This is a genomic window from Chryseobacterium sp. ON_d1 (assembly GCF_006829085.1).
Classification (GTDB): Bacteria; Bacteroidota; Bacteroidia; order Flavobacteriales; family Weeksellaceae; genus Chryseobacterium.
Genome location: NZ_BJTC01000001.1, coordinates 358,530 through 380,404, shown reverse-complemented (window position 1 = coordinate 380,404; position 21,875 = coordinate 358,530). Strand labels below are relative to the sequence as shown.

The window sequence follows — 21,875 nt, the reverse complement described above, 5'->3', positions numbered from 1 at the left end:
TGGGCTGAACAAAAGCTTCGTGATGCCGGAGCTGATAAAGTCTGGCTTCAGGAAGTGATGATCCCGGTATGGGTAAGAGGAAAAGAATCCCTGCACATCCAAACCGGTAACGGAAAATGGAAAAACCTTAAAATGCTTTCTCTCGGAAACTCTGAAGGAACCGGAGGAAAAGATATTTCAGGAGAAATCATCATGGTAAAATCCATGGAAGAATATGATAAACTTCCTGCTGAGAAGGTGAAAGATAAAATTGTATTCTTTAACTATGCTTTCAGTCAGTCTTTCATAGAAACCTTTAAAGCATACGGTGATGCTGCAAAGTACAGAACTACCGCGGCTTCTTTAACAGCTAAAAAAGGAGGTAAATTTGCCATCGTAAGATCACTTTCCTCTGCATTTGACGATGTTCCCCATACCGGAGCAATGCGATATGAAGAAAAAGTGTCTAAAATACCTGCCGTAGCCATTGGAAGTACCACCGCAGATGAACTGGAAGCCTTATTAAAAAGCCAAAAAGTTAATGCAAAACTTAACTCCAACTGTGGAATGAAAGGAGAGAAACTCTCCCACTCTGTCATTGGTGAAATCACCGGAAAAAAAGACCAAAGTATCATTGTGGTAGGTGGTCACCTAGACTCATGGGATGTGGGTGAAGGAGCGCATGACGACGGAGCCGGCATTGTGCAGAGCATTGAGGTATTGAGGACTTTTAAAAAATTAGGAATTCCGAATAATCATACCATCCGTGTTGTTTGTTTTGCCAATGAAGAGAATGGAGTAAAAGGAGGAATCCAATACGGCAAAACAGTAAAAGAGAAGAATGAAAAACATATTTTCGCCATAGAAACAGATGCCGGAGGCTTTGCGCCGAGAGGAATTGCCCTGGATATGGATGACACCAAAAGAAACCAGATCAAGAGCTGGTCAAATCTCTTCCTTCCTTACGGAGTTTATAATTTTGAAGAGCGTTTTTCAGGAACAGATCTTTATCCCCTTCACGATATGGGAATTCCCGCTGCCGAACTGATGCCGGATTCTCAGCGTTATTTTGATATTCACCATACCGAAGAAGATACTTTTGAAAAAGTGAACCGGAGAGAACTCTTATTAGGCGCTGCAGCTTTAACACAGATAATTTATATGATCGATAAAAACTGGTAAAATATGAAACCGTCTGTAAAGGCGGTTTTCTTTTTAAATATTTATGACAGAACCATACACCAGCAGGAAACACAGAATATTATGATACTCGCTTTAATTTAGGGCCGGGCTTAAGCCTGTTTACTTAAAAGGTATTATCCATTAGCTTTAGCCGAAACTTATAATAATTGTAAAAATGTTTTTAACTGGATTTCACAGATTGATAAGAATGATTGATACTTTTGATGAATATTTTTTTAACTATCCAATTATATTTGTAAAAAAATATACGCAGGCATCCATGTCAATCTGTGGCACTCTTATAAGTTTCGGCTAAAGCCATCGAAAGATATTCATAAAATATAAAATGGGCTAAAGCCCATTCCTATTGATTCTGTTGAACTGTTTAATTGGTGTTATTCGTGGTTTATTCAATTAAACACAAATGTCATTAATGTTTTCACAAATGATACGAATTGAATAGTTATTATGGGATGTTCAATAACTTGCTATTTTAAATACATAAAAATAATTCTTTTCCGTAATATTTTCTTCGTAAACAATCATTAGTCCTAAAAAACAGAAAATTTTTCTACGTTTAAGGAAATAACAGATGAAAACACGTTCCAATACTGGCCTTAACGATCCCGTGAAACAAAGTGTTAATCGGAGAAAGCAAACTTTGGCATAATATTGGCATGTAAATTATTGAGAAAAAATTAAAAAAACACTAAGGATGAGAAAAAAGGTTTTCTGTGGATTTTCAGTTTTTCCACCGATTCAAGTTCATATCTGGTATATGAATCCTTTTTTTTCTACGATGCCGTAAAAGATACGGGCCCGTGACTGACTAACCCCCGTTAGTTTTTCACAGCAGTTTTGCACCCGTATCTAACTGGTATCACAATAACCAGGAATCATTTATTGATTCAAAAACAAAAATATCCCGGACTTTCAGCCCGGTATCATGATATAAATAAATGGCAAAGTCATCATGAACCTTAGCCCTGTAAAGGAATTTATTCTTTTTACCGTGATGAGTGCCTTTATCATATAAATTAATGTATAACCCTTAAAATGTTAGTAATGATGAGAGCGTTTTTTGAAATGATTTTTAAGAGAAATGAAGATGCTGCGAAATTGCATATATGGAGCCTAATGCTGGTGTTGAGTTTTGCTGCATTTTCTGTGTTGGTATACGCCACAAAACCAAGCTTTAACAGCTTAATTATATACCTGACGGCATTTGCCGCTTATATCGGGTTTGGCCTTGTATTCATCAGTTCTTTAGCCGGAACGAGTATGAAGAAAAGATAACAAAACATATAACTTTCAATTTATTTTTACTTGGAAAACCGCTCTTTTGGGGCGGTTTTTTATAGTTTATTTTCAAGTTCAGTAAAAAAAGCATCCATGTCTAAAACCTCTTTTGTATTTACTTGCTCAACATTAAATTTATAAATACCTTTTAATTCTTCAGAAACCTTTTCAGGACTAGTAGAAAAAATAATTATTTTCAAATCCTCCCTATTTCCATATTTATTAATTAAACTCTTAATATGAGGTTCATTAATCATAGAATTTCCAAATATTATTAGTTGGTCGGAATCTTTTAAATCATTTTTCAAAATTTCATAATACTGCAACAATACTGTATCTCTTTTAATTATATCTTCCTTAAAATCTGGATTATTAAAAATCATTACTGGATCCGTATTTTCGATATTATCTCTTAATTTATAAGTCATACCATAAATCTTTTGATAAAGATATGACCCATGCAAATGACATATAATTTTATCGTATTCAATATTATAATTATAAAATTTTAAAAACTCTCTTGTATAGCTTCCAAATCCATCTTGAAAAATAAATCCATGAGGATTACCTGTTAATAATGTATCCAGAACTCCATCATAATTAGTTGTAAAAATGTGAAAATATTTAGATTTTTTATCACTAAGCATCTTAGAAAATCTACTTCCAAAATCAGGAAATAGCTTTTTTATATTTTTATATCCCACTGATTCATGGTGATTTTTAAACTCTAAAGCAATATCTCTAATTTTTTCCAAAAGCAAGGAGTCAAACAAACCTTTTAGCTGCTCAAGTTTATCACGTCCCATAATCTTTTCAAGTCCATCCATGGAAGAAAAAAGATCAATAACTGAATAAATAATCCTTATTAATTCCTCCTCATTAAGTTTAGGGTTCTTAGTTTTAATTTCTTCAAAAATTTCATTGAATTTTTGCCATAGCGTAGTTATTTCATGGATTTTTTCTGTTATGCTGACAGTTTCCTCACCAGTTGTTTCCTTTACAAAATTTTCTGAAAGATTTTTAATCCAGTTTTCAATCATGTAGTTAAATCCATTTCCTACAAGTAGTATTGTTTTCATTTGTTAAATGTTTTAAACCTCAAAACTAATTAGTTGTATATAATATACCTTACGGAAACCCGTAAAGCCACCACATTTCTCGACCAAAAAAAGCCACCCCGTCCGGAGCAGCTCCCGTGATAACAACAAGTGCTATCATCACATCGTAAAAATTTATTCTTTAAACATATTCTTCAGCATTTTTTCGAGGATCTTTTGGGTCTCCTCTTCAATCATTTTTCCGGATTTTTCAACCATTTTCTCCCTGAAAGGCTCACAGCAGGCTTTGATACCGAAGCCTTCATCTGTTTTAATCAGTTCCGGATGCAGACTGTGTTCATCGCATACCTCCGACTCTATTTCCTTTTTTATCCAATCGTAATTCAGATCAAACATGTTTTATATTTTGTTTCTTATAAGTGCCGGATAAAGATAGAAGTAATAACTCCTTACTGAAATCCGTATTTTTACGGTATTTACAGAAAAACAAAAACAGCTCATTTCCAATCCTTAGAATTGATCCAGAATTTTCTTCGGTAAGATTTTTACCAGTTCTTTCTTATATTCCTTTTCAAGGATAACAAATTTCCAAGCTTTTTTATCTTTTGCAACAGCGCAGGCTTTCATATGGGCGTTGATAAGATAGGAACCTTCGCTCGCCAAATATTTTACATTATTTGTACCATACTTAGCTGTTAAGGCACTGTTCATTTTCTTTTTCATATCATCATTTAATGAGCTGACATTGCATTTCAGTTTTAAAAAATAATGGGTAATAGAAAAATACTCACCGGTAATGAGTTCAGGTTTTTCGATATTTCCAAACTTTAGATCCTGTACTTCAATTTTCATAAATGGATTATTGTAAGTCATATTCAAAATCTGAGTCATCTGTTCTTTTGAAACGATGGTGAAGAATTTTGGATAAATACAGCTTACTGCCTGATCTATCTCTTTGGATTGAATACTGTTTACAAAATAGGTAAGTGATTTTTTTATCGCTGCATCGTCAGGATTTATCTTGGTCTGCGAAAAAACCGTAAGCGACAGCAAAACGAACAGAAAGAAAAGTGGTTTGGTTTTCATGATTGAAGGGTGTTATATTTCCGCCAGAAAAATTATTAACCTTTCCAACTGTTAAAATAGGTCGTACTATTTACTCAGATCGTTACAGAATATTTTGAGCAAAATAAAAAAGCCATCCTTTCGGACGGCTTTTTACAATATTTTGAAGATTCAATTATTTTACTTTTACAAGCTCAACATCGAAAACCAACCAGGAGTTTGGCGGGATCACACCTCCTGCACCTCTTTCCCCATAAGCCATTGCAGGCGGGATCAATAATGTAGCAGTTTCACCTTCTTTCAATAACAGGATACCTTCATCCCATCCTTTGATTACTCTTCCCATTCCGATTGGAATTTCGATCGGCTCATTTCTTTTGAATGAAGAATCAAACTCAGTACCGTCTACCAATTTACCTGCATAGTGTACAGATACATTATCACCAGCTTTTGGAGCTTTACCGTCAGCTGTCTTTGTGATTTTATAGTAAAGACCTGATTCAGTTTTTTGCATACCAGCTTTTAGGCTTTCAACCAATTTCTCCTGGTTAGCTTTAAATTCTTCTTCTTTTTTCTTCTTTTCAGCTTCTTCTTTAGCGATAAAAGCTTTATTGTTTTCTGCGATTTTAGCTTTTCCTTCGTTGAAGGTTTTAGCTGCATCGTAGTGTTTGTAATCGTCACCTTTGCTGAAAACAGAAACTTTTTCTAGAACGATATCCGTTTTAGGTTTATCCTGAGCTCCTTTTTCAACGTTAGCAATAGCATCAATCACTTCATTACCTTTTACCACTTTTCCAAAGATCGTGTGTCTTCCGTCCAACCAAGGGGTTGCCACTTCAGTAATAAAGAACTGAGAACCGTTTGTGTTAGGTCCTGAGTTAGCCATAGAAAGGATCCCTTTCCCAGTGTGCTTAAGGTCGTTTCTTTCGTCCTCGAATTTATATCCAGGATCTCCCATTCCTGTTCCCTGAGGATCTCCTCCCTGGATCATGAAATCTTTGATCACTCTGTGGAAAATCGTTCCATCATAGTAAGGAACTCCTTTAGCCTTAGCTTTGTTATCGATTTTCCCTTCTGCAAGACCGATAAAATTGGCTACAGTTACTGGTGCTTTCTTGTCCTCAAACTTCACAATCATGTTACCTTTTGTAGTTTGAAGATTGGCATAAAGTCCGTCATTAAGACCTTCGTAAGTTTCTTTGTCTACGTTCATTTTTTTATAAATTGGGGTACAACTCATCAGCGAAATACTTGCCGCTGCCAGAATTATATTCTTGTTAAACAATTTCATGTATTATAGAGCTTTTAATTTTATGATTAATGGGATATCGTTATCTATTTTCTTTTCGTCTCCATAGGTTCCGTAAGCCAGAGAAGATGGTACCAAAAGCGTTACTTCCTCCCCATCACGTATAAAACGTAAAGCATTCTCCACCGCTTTCAGCTCATCAAAATGCCCAAATCTGGCATCTCTCCTTTCAAAAGGCTTATCATAGATTTTAGTCTCGTCAAAATCATACAGATCATAGGAATAGGAAATCATGGTCTCATCTTTCCTTTTTTCTCTCTGATCATAACCTTCTACCGTTACCCAGTAATTAAGCTGCGTAGGATAATACTTTACAGACTGACCATTGATCCAATCCTGGATCTGTCCCCGTTCTATCGTATTTAAATTTTTCATCCTGTTTTTAGAAACATCCAGATCTTTTTGGCTTAAAACACCACCTACAGGAGGATGGGCCGTCTGGGCATTCCTGTTGCAGCTCAACAGGCTTATAGCTGATATGAAGAGTATTTTTTTCATAAACTTTTGCGAAAATACACATTTCGTGAATCAATTACAAAACTTGGTTAAGAAATGTGCGAATGTAATAAAATATGTATCTGATCTTAAACTACCCACTCATTTTTATAAATACATAGATACGAAAAAGCCGGGAAAAACCCCGGCTTTCCAATTGTTATTTATAAGCTATTATACTGTTTCTAAAGCGTGATCTACAATAACTCTCCATCCGAAAGGATCTTCAGACAGGTTGGTTTGTAAGTCCACAAGGTCTTTCTTAAGGATCGCTGCAAAGCTTTCTTCATCAGATAATCTTGGAAGATCAAGTTTTTCTCCCTGGTATCCTAAAGCCTGGAACTGAGTGGTAACTACAGCCGTACCTACTCCCCAAACTTCTTTAAGGGAACCGTTCTTTAAAGCTTCAATGACTGTTTTCACAGCGATAGGCTCTACTTTCACTTCGATTCCTCTTCTCTTAGCCAATTGAATAAAGCTGTCTCTTGTTACCCCATCAAGGATTTTCTCAGAAGTTGGAGGGGTATAGATCGTATCGTTGATTCTTACAAAAACGTTCATTGTACCACTCTCTTCGAAATATTCGTGAGTAGCATCATCTGTCCAGATGATTTGCTCATACCCTTCCTCTATGGCCAATTGTGTAGGATAGAAAGAAGCAGCATAGTTCCCCGCAGCTTTTGCAGAACCTACTCCCCCGTTTGCAGCTCTTGAATAATGATCAGAGATTTTCACTGATACCGGTTCTGAATAATAACTCTTCGCTGGCGTTGCAACGATAGCAAACATATATTTATTAGAAACTCTTGCTTTCAAAGCTTCCTCTGTAGCAAAAATCAAAGGTCTGATATACAGAGACATTCCCTCCCCCTGTGGAATCCAATCTCTGTCTATATCTACTAATGCTTTTAATCCGTCTAAAAACATTTCTTCAGTCACTTCAGGCATAGCAAGACGCTTCGCTGACTTATTGATACGTTCAAAATTCTTTTCAGGCCTGAAAAGGAAAACCTGCCCGTCTTTGTCTTTATAGGCTTTCATACCTTCAAAACAAGCTTGTCCATAATTTACCCCCATCATGGCAGGCGTAAATGAAATCGGACCGTAAGGAACTAATTTTACATCCCCCCATTTTCCGTTCTCATACTCACAAATGATCATATGATCAATGAAAGTATTACCAAATGAAAAATTGTTAGGGTCAAATGTAGAAATTCTGGAGTTTTCAGTTTTTTGAATTATCATTTTTTAAAATTTTTACGATGTTCTACAAATTTAACATAATTTTCTAAATATAAAAATTTTAGAGTAAATTTGACAAAAAAATAGCTTGAAAAGAGAAATTAAGACCACAAACGACGGAAGTAAAACACTGTTTATCAGTGAATTAAATGAAAACTACCATTCTCATCACGGAGCGCTACAGGAAGCCGAACACGTGTTTATCAAAAATGGACTAAATCTGATAAACGATTGCGAAATTAATATTTTAGAACTCGGTTTTGGAACAGGTTTGAATGTTTTGGTAACAATTAATGAATATTTAAAAACTGACAAAAATCATGTCATCAATTATTTTTCACTCGAAAAATACCCCATAAATGAATCCGAAGTTAAAGATTTAGCCTACTTTGAACTTTTTGATAACCCAGAGTTAAAAAATATTTATCAGAAAATTCATCTGTCAGATTGGGAAAAGTCAGTAGAAATCATTAGTGGATTCAACTTAAAAAAGATAGAATGTGATTTTTTTGACCTGAAAGACATTGATCTGCCTAAAATCAACCTTGTTTACTTCGACTGCTTTGGCGCAAGAGTACAGCCTGACCTTTGGGAAAAGCCATTATTCGAACTCGTTTCTGACAAAATGGCCATTAACGGATTATTAACAACTTATTCATCGAAAGGCAGTGTTAGAAGAATCCTTCAGGAGCTGAATTTCCAGGTTGAAAAAAAACAGGGCCCGCCGGGAAAAAGAGAGATGATCAATGCAGTGAAACTCTAGAAAGGCAAAAGTATTTCACTATTTAACTTTTTTACCTCTATAAATTTTCCTTACATTAGCTATACAAATATTATACGTTATATTATATGATAGATAAGATCAACATTAGAGTGTATGCATGTGCGGTAAAAGACAAACAGGTTTTAACCTTATTTGAAGAATATGCCGGCGAACCTTTAATGAAATTTCCGGGTGGCGGATTGGAATATGGAGAAGGTGTGCTGGAGTGTCTGCATCGTGAGTTTGACGAAGAACTGAATGTAAAAATAAATGTTCTTGAACATTTCTATACTCAGGAAAACTTCCTGGTTTCCCGCTTCAGAGAAAATGAGCAGCTTCTTACCATATATTATATAGTAGATATCATCAATGAAGAAGACTTTCTTATTTTGGACCCCTGCATTGAAAAAACAGAATGGATTGAAATCGACAGACCTGACAATCCTTTCCCGCTTCCCATAGACAAAATTGTATTTGATAAGTTAAAAGAAAAATTCCTGTAAGCATTCTTACAGGAATTTATATTATTATTTCTTTACTTTAAAATCATTGGCTCCCGGATAAGGTTGCAGATACCCTGAGTTCCAGTTAGACTGCAGTAAGGATTCTATGAATTCATCACTTCTGTTCGTATGGGGATCATAGCGGTCTTTCAGATCAATATCAGCCATTTTTCCTTTTACATTCCACCAGAAAGCACTCCATCCTCCTCTCAGTTCTTTGATGATTTCGAATACATTCTTTCCGGTAGCTCTGTTCATCAGTTTTGCAAAAACCTGTCCTTCGGTAGTCGTAAGATCTCTCAGTTGCTTTTCATATTGGTCAGCCAGTATATTTTGTCTTTCTCTTACAAATTTTCTTTTGGCTTTGCTGTCCATATCAGTCATATCTTTCTGAATATCTCTGTACTGTTGCAATGCAGTGACAAATAATGGATAAACTCTGTACAGCTTTTTATTCAGAAAATAATAGTAATTCTTATCAAGTTGATTATTAAACCGGGGTTTATTCACTAAAACCAATTCATCCAAAACAACTACAGGCTCTCCATTGATTTCATAAACCTTGATCTTCTGCTGCTCGTCATAATAATACTTATTGCCAAATTCATCCACTTTAAGGGATTCAGGCGGGTACTGATTGAGCGGCTTTGCCACAATACCATCCTTCTGACCAAAAACACTGACTCCAAAAAAGAGAATAAAAAGGCAGATAATCTTACTAAAATTCATTATTTTTACACTTATAAGAACAAAAATTGAACGCAAAAATCATTCCTTTTTATGAAATTTGAAAAGAAATCTTTGAAATTTTTAGAAAAATACCTAAACACTTCATCACCAACAGGTTACGAACATAAGGGACAGGAAGTCTGGATGGATTACATCAGACCATATGTAGATAAGATAGAAATAGACCATTATGGAACCTGCTATGGAATTATTAATCCGGAAGCTGAATTTAAAGTAGTGATTGAAGCGCATGCTGATGAAATCTCATGGTATGTTAATTATATTACTGACGATGGATTGATTTATGTCATCAGGAACGGAGGCTCAGACCAGACCATTGCGCCTTCCAAAGTAGTGCATATTCACGGAGAAAACGGAATTGTAAAAGGAGTATTCGGATGGCCTGCCATTCATACAAGAACAAACCAGAATGAGCCGACTCCAAAGATCGAAAATATTTTTATAGACTGTGGCGCTACTTCCAAGAAGGAAGTGGAAGAAATGGGAATATATGTAGGATGCATGATTACTTATCCTGACGAATTCTTTGAAATGAACGACCGTTATTTTGTGTGCAGAGCTTTGGACAACAGAATCGGAGGTTTTATGATTGCTGAAGTAGCAAGACTCTTAAAAGAAAATAAGAAATCAATTCCTTTCGGGCTTTACATCACTAATTCCGTACAGGAAGAAGTAGGTTTATATGGAGCAGATATGATTGCTGATACTATCAAACCGAATATTGCCATTGTAACAGACGTCACCCATGATACTACCACGCCGATGATTGAAAAGAAAAAAGAAGGTGATCAGAAATGCGGCGCAGGTCCGGTAGTATTCTTCGCTCCAAGTGTTCATCACACCATCAGAGAATTAATCATTGATACTGCAAAGGCTAAAAAAATTCCTTTCCAGAGAGCCGCAGCCAGCAGAGCTACAGGAACTGATACAGATGCTTTTGCCCATTCGAACGGCGGAGTACCAAGTGCGTTAATTTCCTTACCTTTGCGTTATATGCACACTACGGTAGAAATGGTGTCTAAGGAAGATGTAGCTAATGTTATTAAACTTATCTACGAAACGGTCCTTAAGATCAAGCCGGAAATGAAACTGAAATATCATTAAAAAATGAACCCTATTTCTGATTTAGTAAAAAGGCCAACATTTATCTCTATTGTATTTATAATGCTTGCCGGGTTAGGAATTCCTTTAATTGTCTATCAATTATTCACAATCGACCCAAGTGCAAGTTTAGGAATTACAATAGAAGTAATTTTCTTGCTGGTTCTTTTCGGACTCCTTATAATTGACAGGTTTCTACTCCTCAATTTCAACAGGAAGAAATTATCTGTTGTAGAAGTTATTTTTACAGCAGGTTACCTAGCCTATTATTATTTCACCAATGACCGTTCATTTTCAATAGGATAATATAAAGTAAAGTATAAAAAGTAAAAATGAAAACGAAGCTTATTGCTCCATCCCTTTTATCTGCAGACTTTGGGAACCTGCAAAGAGACATTGAAATGCTGAATAATTCTCAGGCCGACTGGATACACGTTGATGTGATGGATGGCAGGTTTGTTCCCAATATTTCATTTGGTTTTCCTGTGATGAAAACCGTTCAGCAGCATGCTAAAAAGTTTGTAGATGTTCACCTGATGATTGTGGAACCTGAAAAATACGTTGATGAATTCATCAATCTTGGCGCAGACCTTGTTTCTGTACATTATGAAGCATGTACCCATCTTCACAGAACCATCCACCATATTCAGAGCAAAGGAGCAAAAGCAGGTGTGGTTTTAAATCCATCCACTCCGGTATTAATGCTTGAAGATATTATCGCAGATGTGGATCTTGTATTATTAATGAGCGTAAACCCGGGATTTGGAGGTCAGAAGTTCATCGAAAATACCTATAAAAAGATTGCTGAAACCAAAGATCTGATCTTAAGTAACAATTCTACAGCACTTATTGAGGTAGATGGAGGTGTAAATCTTGACAACGCTTCTAAATTATTTGAAGCCGGCGCCGACGTTCTTGTTGCAGGAAATGCTGTTTTCTCAGCTGAAAGCCCGGAAAGAACAATCGAACTTTTAAAGATTTAAGATTATCTTTTATCATACACAAAAGGCAGCCGTTGGCTGCCTTTTCTCTTGTTTGGAAACTTAAGTCGTCTTGGTTATAATCTTTTTTTCAACTCGCTGAAAATGTTTAAAACTGTCTTACTAACAAGACAAAGATCTGAATAAAACCACATATACGCATCCGTAGAAATACTGAATCTGACATTTGCGTATTTTTACCTAATTCCATTTATAATTTTATACTTCCTTATTCCAGACACAGGCACAGACCACAAAAATGATAGAAATGACAGAAAAAACAGTTCTTAAATTATTCAGGAAATTCCATCTGTTTTCAAAATTTTCCCGCATCTGTCTGATCGCTTCCGTAGTGGAACCCGTAATATCAAACTTATCCAGTGCATCATTCATCGGAACATTCCCGGCAACCGTGACTCCAAAAACTCCAATCAGGTATGCCAATGTAGCCAGAAGGAGAAAAATAAAGACAGGTTGCTGCCCACGGAACAAAAACGTTGAAACAGGAAGGAGAACTACGGTACCCATAAAACTCATAAAGAAAACAGGATTAAGGATTTCCCGGTTGATGTTCTGCATTGCCTTCAGGTATTCCATATCAGAGAGTTTTCCCAACCCCAGAACTACCGAACATGAATAAGCATAAAAAAGCCCTCCTATCAAGGCAGTTAGAACGGCAGTAATGATCAATACCAATGTTGTCATTTTCATATAATTTGATTTTGGTTATCAGAATAAAATTAATAAGGATTCCATTTTTTAATAATGTTCTGTGCGGTAAGAATCATTTCGGAATCCCAATTTTCTGTCTTAAAATAACGAAAGTCCTGCCCCTGAATAGCTTCTGCTCCCATCTTATCAAAAAGAAGCCTGGTAAGCCTTGACTGTTCTTCGTATAAAACCAGGTCTTCCAAAGGTTTCTCTGAGAGTTTCATTTCTTTTTTACTCCAGGTACCCCCTTGTCTCAGTTTCAGCCCTGAAGTTTCAATAATCATCTTAACGGTATTAAAATCATTCAGAAAATCAACCTTTTCTTGTTCAGTTTTTAAAGTATGACCGAGTCTCTCAATAATAATATATTCCAGATTCTGACATTGTTTCAGTACAGACGGCAAAACAGAAAGAATATCCTGTGGAATAACACCATCATGGGTATCTCTCCTCACCTGCTTTTTCCCATACACACTCTCCTGCCAGCTTCCTCCGGAAAGATGAATCTCTTTTACTTTATCTAAAGGGTATAAATTAATTATCTCCTGCATCCCTACTTCGAAATTACAGGATTGGCAGTAAATATTATGAAGATCAAGAATCAGGAAGCCATTGGTATCCTCCGTTAGTCTGTCAAGAAATATTCCCTGTTCTTTAACATCATCCATAGAAAATGAAAAAGCCAGGTTTTCTATACCTACAGGAATATTTACAGCATCCTGAAGTCTGCACAGCCTGTCTTTACCTATTTGTAAAATCCTGGAATGCAGAGGTACCGGCAATGGCACTCCCTGATGAAAATTTTCGGTATTCATGAAACCGAAATGTTCCGTGATATGATTGTATTTCCGCAGTCTGACTTCTTCTTTAAGCTTTTGCAGCCATTCTTCCTGTCTTTCTGTCCATTTTGCATCAAACAGAGAGTAATAAACTCCGTGCCCTATCAAACGGCTGTTCTCTGCATAAAAGTTTAACAGATCACGAAGCCAGTCTGGTTCATGGGTATGATAAAGAGTGTCAAAAGACCACTCCAGCACATCGATGGAATTATTCTGCATCAATGGCAAAATAGCAGAAACAAAATCAGCTTCTGCCATCATTGACAATCCTAACATTGGTCTTTTCATCCTTACCCCATTCCGCAGGCCGGGCAGCCGTATCCATGAAGTACAAGTGTATCTTTTTTTACGACCGGTTTAGGAGTTCCCGGTTTTTTCTTTTCGACCGTATCCGAAGCCGCAGCTTTTTTTACTTTTTTAACAGGCTTTTTTGTTTTAGTCAAAGGTTTAGTAGTCTGTGCAGATACTCCTGCTGCCAACAAACTTGCCATTAATATTGCCGGAATTTTCATAATTTCTTTTTTCAGGTAATTTTACAATAAACGTTCCATTTATAAAATTACAATAATAAGAAACGCTTGGATAACAATTATCAATAAATATTAAAAACTATTTTATCCTGTAATGTTTCTTTATTTATATTTAATGTAAAATAAATTTATATATGAAAAGCAGTCTGATTAAAGCTGTTTTCCTTGGACTGATATTATCTGCGGGTAGTATGGATGTAGAAGCACAAACAGCTGACAACAGCAAAAAGATGGAATGGTTTAAAAATGCCAAACTGGGTATCTTTATTCATTGGGGAATCTACTCCGTCAATGGAATCTCCGAATCCTGGTCATTCTTCAATAATTACATTAACCATGAAAATTATATGAAACAGCTGAATGGTTTTTCAGCTGCAAAATATCAGCCTGAGCAATGGGTCAATCTTATTAAAGAATCCGGGGCAAAGTATGCGGTTATTACAACCAAACATCATGACGGAGTTTCAATGTGGAATTCAAAGGCAGAAAAAGCGACAAGCATTCCCCAAAACGCACTGGCGAAAAAAGATGTTTTAAGTCCTTTTATTTCTGCCCTGAAAAAGTCAAGATTAAAAACAGGGCTTTATTTCTCATTGCCGGATTGGAGCCATCCGTATTATGACATCAATACCCGGACAAAAAAACGTTACGAACTCAAAAATGAGCCGGCGCGCTGGCAGAAATTTATCCGATATTATCAGAGTCAGCTTAATGAACTCTCCTCTCAGTATGCTCCTGACCTTCTTTGGTTTGATGGAGACTGGGAGCATACTTCCGAGGAATGGAAAGCAACTCAAACTTTGGATTTACTCAGAAAATTCAATTCTAATATTATTATCAATTCCAGGCTCAACAATCATGGAGATTATGATACTCCTGAACAGGGGATTCCGGTAATTCCGCCACAGAATCCATATTGGGAACTCTGCTATACCATGAATGCCTCCTGGGGATATCAACCATACGACAAAAACTACAAAACACCCAATATGATTGTCAGAACTCTCGCAGATGTCATCAGCATGGGGGGAAATCTGCTGCTTGATATCGGTCCGAAATCAGATGGCACTATTCCTGAGGAACAAGTGGAAATTCTTAAAAACCTGGGGCGCTGGACGTCTAAAAATCAACAGGCTATTTATGAAACAACCCGCGGAATTCCTTTTGATCATTATAAAGGAAAATCTTCTTGGTCAGCCTCCAAAAAATCTCTATTCCTTTATCTGGAAGAAGCCAAAAACTTTGCAAAGATTTACGGACTGGCAACCAAACCTCTTTCTGTAAAGATCATTGGAGATCCGACCGCTGAGGTTAAAATGAATTATAATACTGAAAAAATACTGACACTGAATTTTTCCAATATAAAATTTGACAAAGATGTCACTGTCGCAGAACTTATATTTGACACTCCGCCTACATTTCTGAATGATTTTAAAAAGGAAGAATATCTGCTGGCTGAAATTCTGGAAAATAAAGATACTCAGGAAGCCGCCTATGATATTGCCAACGCCCTGAATTATGGCCATAATTTACTGACTCATAGCGGTCTCACTCAGGATGGCCTTGACATGAAAATCAAAACAACGCCTACCACCAACCCCGAAACACTGCAATGGATAAGCAAGCACGCAGAAGCCTTATTTGAGACAGGGCAAGGACTGCCGGCAGGCCACTTCCCGGGAATGAGCGCTTTATCAAAAGACAAACAGACTCTTTATCTTTTTGTAGAAGGAACTCCCACCGGTCCTATTGCGCTGAAAGGAATAAAAAATAACATTGCCAGAATAAGAATCGTAGGTGAAGGAAGTATGCTTACTCACACGGTTTACAACAAGCTGTACTGGAGCGACAGACCGGGAATCATTTACATTGATATTCCTAAACAAAGGCAGGATAAACAGATGACGGTCATTGCAGTTTTGCTGGATAAACCTGTTGAATTGTACAGAGAAAATGTGGGAGCTGTTGAAAATAATCTCTAACAGGAAATGAAATACAAATTCATATAAAAACAAAATCCGGAGAAGTTCTCCGGATTTTTTATTTTGTAAGACGATTTTCTTAGAAAATCTCTCTTCCTGAAAAGTGGAACTGAGCTTCGATTAATGCATTCTCGTCAGAATCCGAACCGTGAACAGCATTTTCTCCGATGCTTCTTGCAAACATTTTTCTGATGGTACCTTCTGCAGCTTCAGCAGGGTTGGTAGAACCGATTAATGTTCTGAAGTCTTCAACTGCATTGTCTTTTTCCAAAACTGCAGCTACGATAGGACCAGAGCTCATGAATTCTACTAATTCTCCGTAGAATGGTCTTTCTGCGTGTACTTCATAGAATTTTTTTGCATCAGCAACTGTAAGCTGAGTTAATTTTAAAGCCTTGATTTTAAAACCTCCTTCAGCAATCTTACCCAATATAGCACCGATATGTCCGTCAGCAACTGCATCAGGCTTAATCATAGTGAATGTAATGTTAGACATAAATGTATATTTTTTTAGTGGCGCAAAATTACAAAAAATATCTTTGATTTTTATTTTAATTTTTTTTTAACATAAAAATAACTTTTATTAAGAATTCATGAACTAAACTTTGGCACAGTAATTGTTTATTCTATTGCGATTCTCATGTTTAATTTGAGTTTTCATGGTTATTAGTTTTTACCCAGCTTCGGCTGGGTTTTTTATTTCAAAAAAAATACCACATTTTTTTACTAATTCCATAATTTTCAACAACATAAAAAGTCAAATGAAATAATTTTATCATTTTTTTTGCTATTATTGCAATAGCCAAAATTACCTTAGTATCATTTTTCAAGCTCAATCAAAATGTGACAAAATTGGAGTTATTTATGAGAAAGATAGTGCCAAAAAGTGGAATTATTCAAAAACAGATTTTTTTTCATTAAAATTCAAAAAAAATAATTCATAAAAAACAAATGCTTCTATGTATCTTAAATTTGATCTTTAAGGAAGTAATTTATTAGAATATTATTTTATATGACACCAAAATAAAATGATACAGATTATCCGGATTCATGTGACATAATAAAAGAAATGTCTGTCCTTTTATTTCTGGGAAGCTTCTTCAGCCTCATCCATCAATTTAATGTAAGTAGCATAGCGGGAATGTTGAATTTCGCCTGTTTCAAGGGCATCAATAACGGCACATTTCGGTTCATTAACGTGAAGGCAGTTGTGAAACTTGCATTCTTCCCTCTTTTTGAAAATCTCAGGAAAGTAATGTTGTACTTCTTCTTTTTCAATATCAATCATCGCAAACTCACGAACACCAGGAGTATCGATAACATTTCCGCCAAAATCCCAGAAGTGCATTTGTGCAAATGTTGTAGTATGCTTTCCTTTCAGGTGGGTATCTGAAATTTCAGACGTCTTTAAATTCAGCCCCGGCTGCAAAGCATTCACTAAAGTAGATTTCCCGCAACCGGAGTGGCCGAAGAATACTGAAGTTTTATCTTTAAGAATTTCCTGAAGCTGATCCAGGTTTAATTTGGAATAGGAAGAAATTTCAAGTGTTTCATAACCGATTTCCTGATATAGGAACTCAATGTCTTTTACAATTTCAATTTCTTCTTCGTGTAAAACGTCAATTTTATTGAAAAGAATCAGCGGTGTAATATTATATGCTTCACAGCAAGCCAGAAAGCGGTCAAGAAATCCTAAGGATGTTTCAGGATGCTTCAGGGTAAAAATAAAACATGCCAGATCTATATTGGAAGCAATAATATGAGCTTCTTTTGAAAGGTTCACCGATTTTCTGATCAGATAATTGGAACGTGGTTCAATTTTCGTAATCCATGCAATATCATCCTGTTCCAGCTGGAACTCAACAAAATCTCCTACAGCAAGCGGATTCGTAAGTCTGGTTTTTATCAATTTGAATTTACCCCTGATTCTGGCCTCGAAAATTTTATGTGTTTCCAATTCCAAAACCTGGTACCAACTGCCTGTAGATTTAATGATTTTTCCTTTCATAGATAATACTGATGCAAATATACGGAATTAGGGCTTAGAATCAGGAAATGGGTTTAAAAACAAATGTTTCAATTACCCTAAATACTGATCTCTAAGCCCTAAATTATACTTGTACCGAAAATACAGGAGAAGCTTTATGTTCTTCTGCCTGTAATCTGCGATTTATCTTTTATCGATCATAATGTTATTCTGAACTTCAATAGATTCTTCGTGAATCGCTTTGAATACTTTTTCAATAAACTCCTGAGACATTCCTGTTTCTTTTGCTTTTTGTGTAGCGTATTCTGTGATTACTTTCCAACGTTCAGGCTGGAAGATCGCAATATCATTTTCTTTTTTAAGCTTACCGATCTTTTCAGAAATTTTCATCCTTTGAGAAAGAAGTTCAATTAATTGGAAGTCAAGATCTGAAATCAAGGTTCTGTGTCTTCCCATTTCTCCTTCAAAACCTGCAAGATTAGAGCTTCTTACTTTGAGGTTACCAATAAGTTCTGCCAGAACTTCCGGAGTAATCTGCTGAGAAGCGTCACTCCACGCTTCATCAGGATTACAGTGAGACTCAATGATAGCTCCCTGGTATCCTACGTTGAGTGCTTCCTGGGTAATATCAGCAAGACCTGTTCTGTTTCCGCAGATGTGTGATGGGTCAATCAGCATTGGAATATTCGGAAACTGACTCTTGAAATCAAGGGCAATCTGCCAGTTCGGGTTGTTTCTGTATTTTGTTTTCTGGTAGGTTGAAAATCCTCTGTGGATTACCCCCAGATTTTTAATATCCTGTCCCAAAAGCCTTTCCAACGCTCCGATCCATAATGCAAGATCCGGATTAACAGGATTTTTCACGAATACCGGTTTATCTGTTCCTCTTAAAGCCATTGCGATTTCCTGTACCGTAAACGGGTTCACTGTAGAACGTGCACCAATCCAAAGAACATCCACGTCGGCTTCCAGAGCAGCAAACACGTGGTGTGCATTGGCTACTTCAGTAGCTGTTTTAAAACCGTACTCTTCTTTTACTTTTTTCAGCCAGTTCAAACCAATCACTCCAACTCCTTCAAAACCGTTTGGTTTGGTACGGGGTTTCCAGATTCCTGCACGGAAAACCGATACATTAGCATTAGATTCTTTAATTCTCCTTGCAGTTTCAAGCATCTGAGCTTCACTTTCCGCACTACATGGTCCTGCAATCATCAGAGGCTGCGTAAGCCCTTCGATCCACTCATTTTTTAAATCATTTAAATTCATTATTCTAAATTTTATTGTTTTTTGTATAATTTTTCTTTGACAGCAATAGCCCTTTGGATTATAAAATTTAATTTATAATTCTTTTCAAAAAATGCCGTTCAAAATTGTTTAAAGGAATCAGGAAAATAATAGGGCTCTACTTCTCCTGTATTTTTTGGAAAGAAATTCAGTTAACAATACCAATAAAATCGGTAATAGGTTCTGAAATTTCTGTAATAAGAAGCAGAAAAACTAAAATAACCGCTAAAAAAGTAATTAGCGGGTGCAAAAAAAGACAGATATGTGTGAGTCAATTTTTCCATTTTCTTCTGGAAATGTCTTTATTTTAGCGTTTCTGGTTGCAAATTGTTCTTGTCAAAAACGTATTTTCGACAGAAATATTTGACAAATATATAAAAATTATGTCAAATCAAACTTCATTAAATCATCAAGATCTTTCAAAAGTGGATTTTTTTCGATAAACTTCTCAAACATTTTTCTTTTCGTCACCACCTCAATCTTCAGATTTTCAACGTCTCTGACGTATTCTACCTCAATAATATGGTTCTGAACTTTTCTTTTAAAATGATTAAAAAATTCCCCACTTATTTTATCAAATTCTACTTTAGCAGAGTCTGAAGGGAATAAAACTTTGATTTTATGCTCCTCAGCTTTTACCAGTTTAAAGGTTTTTACAGCATTAAAAACAAAGTTATTTTTTACCTGAAGCTGCTTAAGCATAATTTTCCATTCCATCTGCAGATCTGTATCTGTAAAATGGTTTTGAGGAAGGTTTTCAGTTCTGACAACAACATCTTCTGCTGCTTCCTCTTTATCTTCCTTGTTCAAAAATGAATTGATGCTGAAACCGGAAGAAATTCCCGGTCTGGATAATGGCTTGGTTGTTTTTGCTATTGAAGCAACCTGAACCGTCTGAGAAACTGCAGGTTCCTGTTCCCTCTTAACTTCTTTTTTTTCCGGAGCTTTTTCCGGCATTTTCACTTCCTGTTTCTCACTGAGAAACGGAGCCAGTATCAGGAACTTTTTTTTTTAGTATCACCTAAATTAGCTGTCAGTGAAGCCAGCTGCATTAACGCAATTTCAACTGTAAGTCTTGGGTTCTTGGAATTCTTATAATTAATGTCCGCATGATTGCAGATCTCAATACCATCAATCAGCTGCTGGGCGGGCCACTTCTGTCCCTGTTCCACGAATTTGACCTTTGTCTTCTCTCCTACTTCAATAAGTTCCATTGTAGAAGCATTCTGCGCCATCATCAGATCTCTGAAATGATTTCCCAATCCGGCAATGAAGATATGGGGATCGAATCCTTTTTTCACAATCTCATTGAATGCAGAAAGCACTTCAGGAATTTTATTTTCCTTGGCAAGATCCACGATATTCAGATATTGGTCATAATCCAGAATATTGAGTACTTCAGCAGCTTTGGCCAGCGTTATATTTTTCTGTGAGAAAGTGGAAAGCCTGTCGAAAATAGAAAGTGCATCTCTTAATGCTCCATCAGCTTTCTGAGCAATCAGGTACAAAGCGTCATCTTCGTACTGTATATTTTCCTTTTGGGCAATATTTCTCAGGTGGCTCTGAATGTCTTCAATCGTAATTCTCTTGAAATCATAGATCTGACAGCGGGATAAGATCGTAGGAATAATCTTATGCTTCTCCGTAGTTGCCAGAATAAAAATGGCATGGGCAGGTGGTTCCTCCAGAGTTTTAAGGAAAGCATTGAAAGCGGCAGAAGACAGCATATGCACCTCATCGATGATATATACTTTATATTTACCAACCTGAGGAGCAAAGCGTACCTGATCTATCAGTTCCCTGATATCATCTACAGAGTTATTGGATGCTGCATCCAGCTCATAGATATTATACGCAAAGCCATCTTCTGAAACCGAACCATCTTTCTCATTGATCTTTCTTGCCAGAATTCTGGCACAAGTAGTTTTACCCACACCACGAGGTCCGCAAAAAAGCAATGCCTGAGCTAACTGGCTTTCTTCAATTGCATGTTCTAAAGTATCCGTAATATGGGATTGTCCTACAACCGTATCAAACTCCTGAGGACGATATTTTCTTGCAGATACTATAAAATTTTCCATTGGCCAAAAGTAAGAAATATAGTTTTAATTTGAAAATTAAAAGTTTTCAAATTATCAACAAAAAATATATTTCTGCTCTAATCAGAAAACTTTTAACCCTTACTTTTTCTTGCTGTATGCAAAGTCAATCAACTCAACGATAGCACCTTCAATTTCTTTTCTGCCTTCTTCAGTTTTCAGGTCAATCCCACAGAACTTACTGGCATTATACCCTGTATACAGGTTAAGATAGTAGGCACCGGAAACAATCAGAGCCATAATTGCCCTGTGTCTTGTAGCCACACCTTCCCCGAAGTAAGGATCTGAGATATTTCCAAATAAAACCTCGCCTACCTCCTCACGCTGATCAACCAGTTTCTTAAGGATAGGCTTGCTTTCTGAAAGTTCCCAAAGAATAATTTTCTGAAGTTCCTTATTTTTCTTCAGGTTTTCGAACTGATTAAGCACCACCATTTTGGTAAGTTCATGTCCTCCGTCAGAAAAATCCATGTCTACATCCTGGTTCACCTGACTCCAGTAATCCTGGGATTTGATATACTCATCAATCAGCTTATCAGTACTTCCAAAGTACTCATAGATCAATTTTTTATCAAATCCTGCAACGGCAGCGATCTTACTTACTTTTAATCCGGAATATCCTTTTACTCTTAAAATTTTACCAACTGCAGCAAGCAGTTTCTGTTTTGTTTTTTCTTTGTCCCTAATGGGGCCCTGCACTACTTTTCTAGGCATAAT

General features: G+C 36.3%; 24 protein-coding genes. 8 read left to right on the top strand and 16 right to left on the bottom strand.

Going from position 1 to position 21,875, the window contains the following annotated elements; translation table 11 throughout:
* Positions 1-1,161 (top strand): M20/M25/M40 family metallo-hydrolase (locus tag CRS_RS01620; protein WP_142722683.1); only part of this gene is annotated, 1,161 nt, incomplete at its 5' end.
* A 1,065-nt stretch (positions 1,162-2,226) separates the two neighbouring features.
* Positions 2,227-2,457 carry a hypothetical protein gene (locus CRS_RS01615; protein ID WP_142722345.1) on the top strand — a complete coding sequence of 77 codons (231 nt, stop codon included), beginning with the start codon at positions 2,227-2,229 and terminating at the stop codon, positions 2,455-2,457.
* A 59-nt stretch (positions 2,458-2,516) separates the two neighbouring features.
* On the opposite strand, the gene CRS_RS01610 is transcribed toward CRS_RS01615, so the two are convergent.
* The 6 genes from CRS_RS01610 to CRS_RS01585 all read right to left on the bottom strand — a co-directional run bounded on the left by CRS_RS01610 (position 2,517) and on the right by CRS_RS01585 (position 7,632).
* Positions 2,517-3,539: an SIR2 family protein gene (locus CRS_RS01610; protein ID WP_142722344.1), complete on the bottom strand. Its 1,023-nt coding sequence runs from the start codon at positions 3,537-3,539 to the stop codon at positions 2,517-2,519.
* A gap of 153 nt (positions 3,540-3,692) precedes the next feature.
* On the bottom strand, positions 3,693-3,914 hold the full coding sequence (locus CRS_RS01605; RefSeq protein ID WP_142722343.1) for a hypothetical protein: 222 nt from the start codon (positions 3,912-3,914) through the stop codon (positions 3,693-3,695).
* Positions 3,915-4,028: 114 nt separating this feature from the next.
* Entirely contained in the window at positions 4,029-4,604 is a 576-nt protein-coding gene (locus CRS_RS01600; RefSeq protein WP_142722342.1) for a hypothetical protein, read from the bottom strand.
* 154 nt (positions 4,605-4,758) lie between these two features.
* Positions 4,759-5,796, bottom strand: coding sequence for a peptidylprolyl isomerase (locus CRS_RS01595; RefSeq protein WP_228451165.1), 1,038 nt, complete (start codon positions 5,794-5,796; stop codon positions 4,759-4,761).
* 81 nt (positions 5,797-5,877) lie between these two features.
* Positions 5,878-6,390: an FKBP-type peptidyl-prolyl cis-trans isomerase gene (locus CRS_RS01590; RefSeq protein ID WP_002980017.1), complete on the bottom strand. Its 513-nt coding sequence runs from the start codon at positions 6,388-6,390 to the stop codon at positions 5,878-5,880.
* A gap of 171 nt (positions 6,391-6,561) precedes the next feature.
* A complete protein-coding gene (locus CRS_RS01585) occupies positions 6,562-7,632 on the bottom strand; it encodes a branched-chain amino acid aminotransferase (protein ID WP_142722341.1) in 1,071 nt (356 codons plus the stop codon).
* An 85-nt stretch (positions 7,633-7,717) separates the two neighbouring features.
* On the opposite strand from CRS_RS01585, the gene mnmD reads away from it, so the two are divergent.
* Both mnmD and CRS_RS01575 read left to right on the top strand, forming a co-directional pair.
* Positions 7,718-8,392 (top strand): tRNA (5-methylaminomethyl-2-thiouridine)(34)-methyltransferase MnmD, encoded by a 675-nt coding sequence (gene mnmD, locus CRS_RS01580; RefSeq protein ID WP_142722340.1) that lies wholly within the window; start codon positions 7,718-7,720, stop codon positions 8,390-8,392.
* Positions 8,393-8,478: 86 nt separating this feature from the next.
* Entirely contained in the window at positions 8,479-8,895 is a 417-nt protein-coding gene (locus CRS_RS01575; RefSeq protein ID WP_142722339.1) for an NUDIX domain-containing protein, read from the top strand.
* Between the two features lie 24 nt (positions 8,896-8,919).
* Here the strand turns inward: CRS_RS01575 and CRS_RS01570 are convergent, their stop codons facing one another.
* Positions 8,920-9,624 (bottom strand): DUF4294 domain-containing protein, encoded by a 705-nt coding sequence (locus tag CRS_RS01570; RefSeq protein ID WP_142722338.1) that lies wholly within the window; start codon positions 9,622-9,624, stop codon positions 8,920-8,922.
* Positions 9,625-9,675: 51 nt separating this feature from the next.
* On the opposite strand from CRS_RS01570, the gene CRS_RS01565 reads away from it, so the two are divergent.
* Genes CRS_RS01565 through rpe form a run of 3 tightly spaced genes read left to right on the top strand, consistent with a single transcriptional unit; the run spans position 9,676 to position 11,729 of the window.
* Positions 9,676-10,749 (top strand): M42 family peptidase, encoded by a 1,074-nt coding sequence (locus CRS_RS01565; RefSeq protein WP_002980022.1) that lies wholly within the window; start codon positions 9,676-9,678, stop codon positions 10,747-10,749.
* Between the two features lie 3 nt (positions 10,750-10,752).
* Positions 10,753-11,052: a hypothetical protein gene (locus CRS_RS01560; RefSeq protein ID WP_142722337.1), complete on the top strand. Its 300-nt coding sequence runs from the start codon at positions 10,753-10,755 to the stop codon at positions 11,050-11,052.
* 26 nt (positions 11,053-11,078) lie between these two features.
* On the top strand, positions 11,079-11,729 hold the full coding sequence (gene rpe, locus CRS_RS01555; protein ID WP_142722336.1) for a ribulose-phosphate 3-epimerase: 651 nt from the start codon (positions 11,079-11,081) through the stop codon (positions 11,727-11,729).
* A gap of 216 nt (positions 11,730-11,945) precedes the next feature.
* On the opposite strand, the gene CRS_RS01550 is transcribed toward rpe, so the two are convergent.
* The 3 genes from CRS_RS01550 to CRS_RS01540 are packed head-to-tail and all read right to left on the bottom strand — an operon-like array spanning position 11,946 to position 13,788.
* On the bottom strand, positions 11,946-12,437 hold the full coding sequence (locus tag CRS_RS01550; RefSeq protein WP_142722335.1) for a DUF1772 domain-containing protein: 492 nt from the start codon (positions 12,435-12,437) through the stop codon (positions 11,946-11,948).
* A gap of 29 nt (positions 12,438-12,466) precedes the next feature.
* The gene (locus CRS_RS01545; RefSeq protein ID WP_142722334.1) at positions 12,467-13,564 is read right to left on the bottom strand and encodes a DUF692 family multinuclear iron-containing protein; all 1,098 of its coding nucleotides are present in this window, start codon (positions 13,562-13,564) and stop codon (positions 12,467-12,469) included.
* A gap of 2 nt (positions 13,565-13,566) precedes the next feature.
* On the bottom strand, positions 13,567-13,788 hold the full coding sequence (locus CRS_RS01540; RefSeq protein ID WP_142722333.1) for a hypothetical protein: 222 nt from the start codon (positions 13,786-13,788) through the stop codon (positions 13,567-13,569).
* Between the two features lie 152 nt (positions 13,789-13,940).
* Between CRS_RS01540 and CRS_RS01535 the strand changes: the two genes are divergently transcribed.
* Positions 13,941-15,788 carry an alpha-L-fucosidase gene (locus CRS_RS01535; RefSeq protein ID WP_228451148.1) on the top strand — a complete coding sequence of 616 codons (1,848 nt, stop codon included), beginning with the start codon at positions 13,941-13,943 and terminating at the stop codon, positions 15,786-15,788.
* A gap of 79 nt (positions 15,789-15,867) precedes the next feature.
* Here the strand turns inward: CRS_RS01535 and CRS_RS01530 are convergent, their stop codons facing one another.
* The 6 genes from CRS_RS01530 to CRS_RS01505 all read right to left on the bottom strand — a co-directional run bounded on the left by CRS_RS01530 (position 15,868) and on the right by CRS_RS01505 (position 21,872).
* On the bottom strand, positions 15,868-16,284 hold the full coding sequence (locus CRS_RS01530; protein ID WP_034722935.1) for a nucleoside-diphosphate kinase: 417 nt from the start codon (positions 16,282-16,284) through the stop codon (positions 15,868-15,870).
* Between the two features lie 585 nt (positions 16,285-16,869).
* Positions 16,870-17,796: a ribosome small subunit-dependent GTPase A gene (gene rsgA / locus CRS_RS01525; RefSeq protein WP_142722332.1), complete on the bottom strand. Its 927-nt coding sequence runs from the start codon at positions 17,794-17,796 to the stop codon at positions 16,870-16,872.
* A gap of 162 nt (positions 17,797-17,958) precedes the next feature.
* Complete coding sequence (locus CRS_RS01520; RefSeq protein WP_142722331.1) at positions 17,959-19,041, bottom strand: chorismate mutase; 1,083 nt, start codon at positions 19,039-19,041, stop codon at positions 17,959-17,961.
* Positions 19,042-19,440: 399 nt separating this feature from the next.
* Positions 19,441-20,016, bottom strand: a complete 576-nt coding sequence (locus CRS_RS24640) for a hypothetical protein (protein ID WP_228451147.1) — start codon at positions 20,014-20,016, stop codon at positions 19,441-19,443.
* Between the two features lie 38 nt (positions 20,017-20,054).
* Entirely contained in the window at positions 20,055-21,140 is a 1,086-nt protein-coding gene (gene dnaX / locus CRS_RS01510) for a DNA polymerase III subunit gamma/tau (protein WP_142722330.1), read from the bottom strand.
* 99 nt (positions 21,141-21,239) lie between these two features.
* Positions 21,240-21,872: a TetR/AcrR family transcriptional regulator gene (locus CRS_RS01505; protein ID WP_002980040.1), complete on the bottom strand. Its 633-nt coding sequence runs from the start codon at positions 21,870-21,872 to the stop codon at positions 21,240-21,242.
* Between the last annotated feature and the right edge of the window lie 3 nt (positions 21,873-21,875).

Coding starts and splice junctions, on each gene's coding strand:
- CRS_RS01595 (WP_228451165.1), bottom strand. CDS start 5,796: ATGAACGTAGACAAAGAAACTTACGAAGGTCTTAATGACGGACTTTAT.
- CRS_RS01615 (WP_142722345.1), top strand. CDS start 2,227: ATGATGAGAGCGTTTTTTGAAATGATTTTTAAGAGAAATGAAGATGCT.
- CRS_RS01560 (WP_142722337.1), top strand. CDS start 10,753: ATGAACCCTATTTCTGATTTAGTAAAAAGGCCAACATTTATCTCTATT.
- CRS_RS01600 (WP_142722342.1), bottom strand. CDS start 4,604: ATGAAAACCAAACCACTTTTCTTTCTGTTCGTTTTGCTGTCGCTTACG.
- CRS_RS01520 (WP_142722331.1), bottom strand. CDS start 19,041: ATGAATTTAAATGATTTAAAAAATGAGTGGATCGAAGGGCTTACGCAG.
- CRS_RS01530 (WP_034722935.1), bottom strand. CDS start 16,284: ATGTCTAACATTACATTCACTATGATTAAGCCTGATGCAGTTGCTGAC.
- CRS_RS01585 (WP_142722341.1), bottom strand. CDS start 7,632: ATGATAATTCAAAAAACTGAAAACTCCAGAATTTCTACATTTGACCCT.
- rsgA (WP_142722332.1), bottom strand. CDS start 17,796: ATGAAAGGAAAAATCATTAAATCTACAGGCAGTTGGTACCAGGTTTTG.
- CRS_RS01545 (WP_142722334.1), bottom strand. CDS start 13,564: ATGAAAAGACCAATGTTAGGATTGTCAATGATGGCAGAAGCTGATTTT.
- CRS_RS01540 (WP_142722333.1), bottom strand. CDS start 13,788: ATGAAAATTCCGGCAATATTAATGGCAAGTTTGTTGGCAGCAGGAGTA.
- CRS_RS01610 (WP_142722344.1), bottom strand. CDS start 3,539: ATGAAAACAATACTACTTGTAGGAAATGGATTTAACTACATGATTGAA.
- CRS_RS24640 (WP_228451147.1), bottom strand. CDS start 20,016: ATGCCGGAAAAAGCTCCGGAAAAAAAAGAAGTTAAGAGGGAACAGGAA.
- CRS_RS01605 (WP_142722343.1), bottom strand. CDS start 3,914: ATGTTTGATCTGAATTACGATTGGATAAAAAAGGAAATAGAGTCGGAG.
- CRS_RS01575 (WP_142722339.1), top strand. CDS start 8,479: ATGATAGATAAGATCAACATTAGAGTGTATGCATGTGCGGTAAAAGAC.
- CRS_RS01535 (WP_228451148.1), top strand. CDS start 13,941: ATGAAAAGCAGTCTGATTAAAGCTGTTTTCCTTGGACTGATATTATCT.
- dnaX (WP_142722330.1), bottom strand. CDS start 21,140: ATGGAAAATTTTATAGTATCTGCAAGAAAATATCGTCCTCAGGAGTTT.
- CRS_RS01565 (WP_002980022.1), top strand. CDS start 9,676: ATGAAATTTGAAAAGAAATCTTTGAAATTTTTAGAAAAATACCTAAAC.
- CRS_RS01570 (WP_142722338.1), bottom strand. CDS start 9,624: ATGAATTTTAGTAAGATTATCTGCCTTTTTATTCTCTTTTTTGGAGTC.
- CRS_RS01590 (WP_002980017.1), bottom strand. CDS start 6,390: ATGAAAAAAATACTCTTCATATCAGCTATAAGCCTGTTGAGCTGCAAC.
- rpe (WP_142722336.1), top strand. CDS start 11,079: ATGAAAACGAAGCTTATTGCTCCATCCCTTTTATCTGCAGACTTTGGG.
- CRS_RS01505 (WP_002980040.1), bottom strand. CDS start 21,872: ATGCCTAGAAAAGTAGTGCAGGGCCCCATTAGGGACAAAGAAAAAACA.
- CRS_RS01550 (WP_142722335.1), bottom strand. CDS start 12,437: ATGAAAATGACAACATTGGTATTGATCATTACTGCCGTTCTAACTGCC.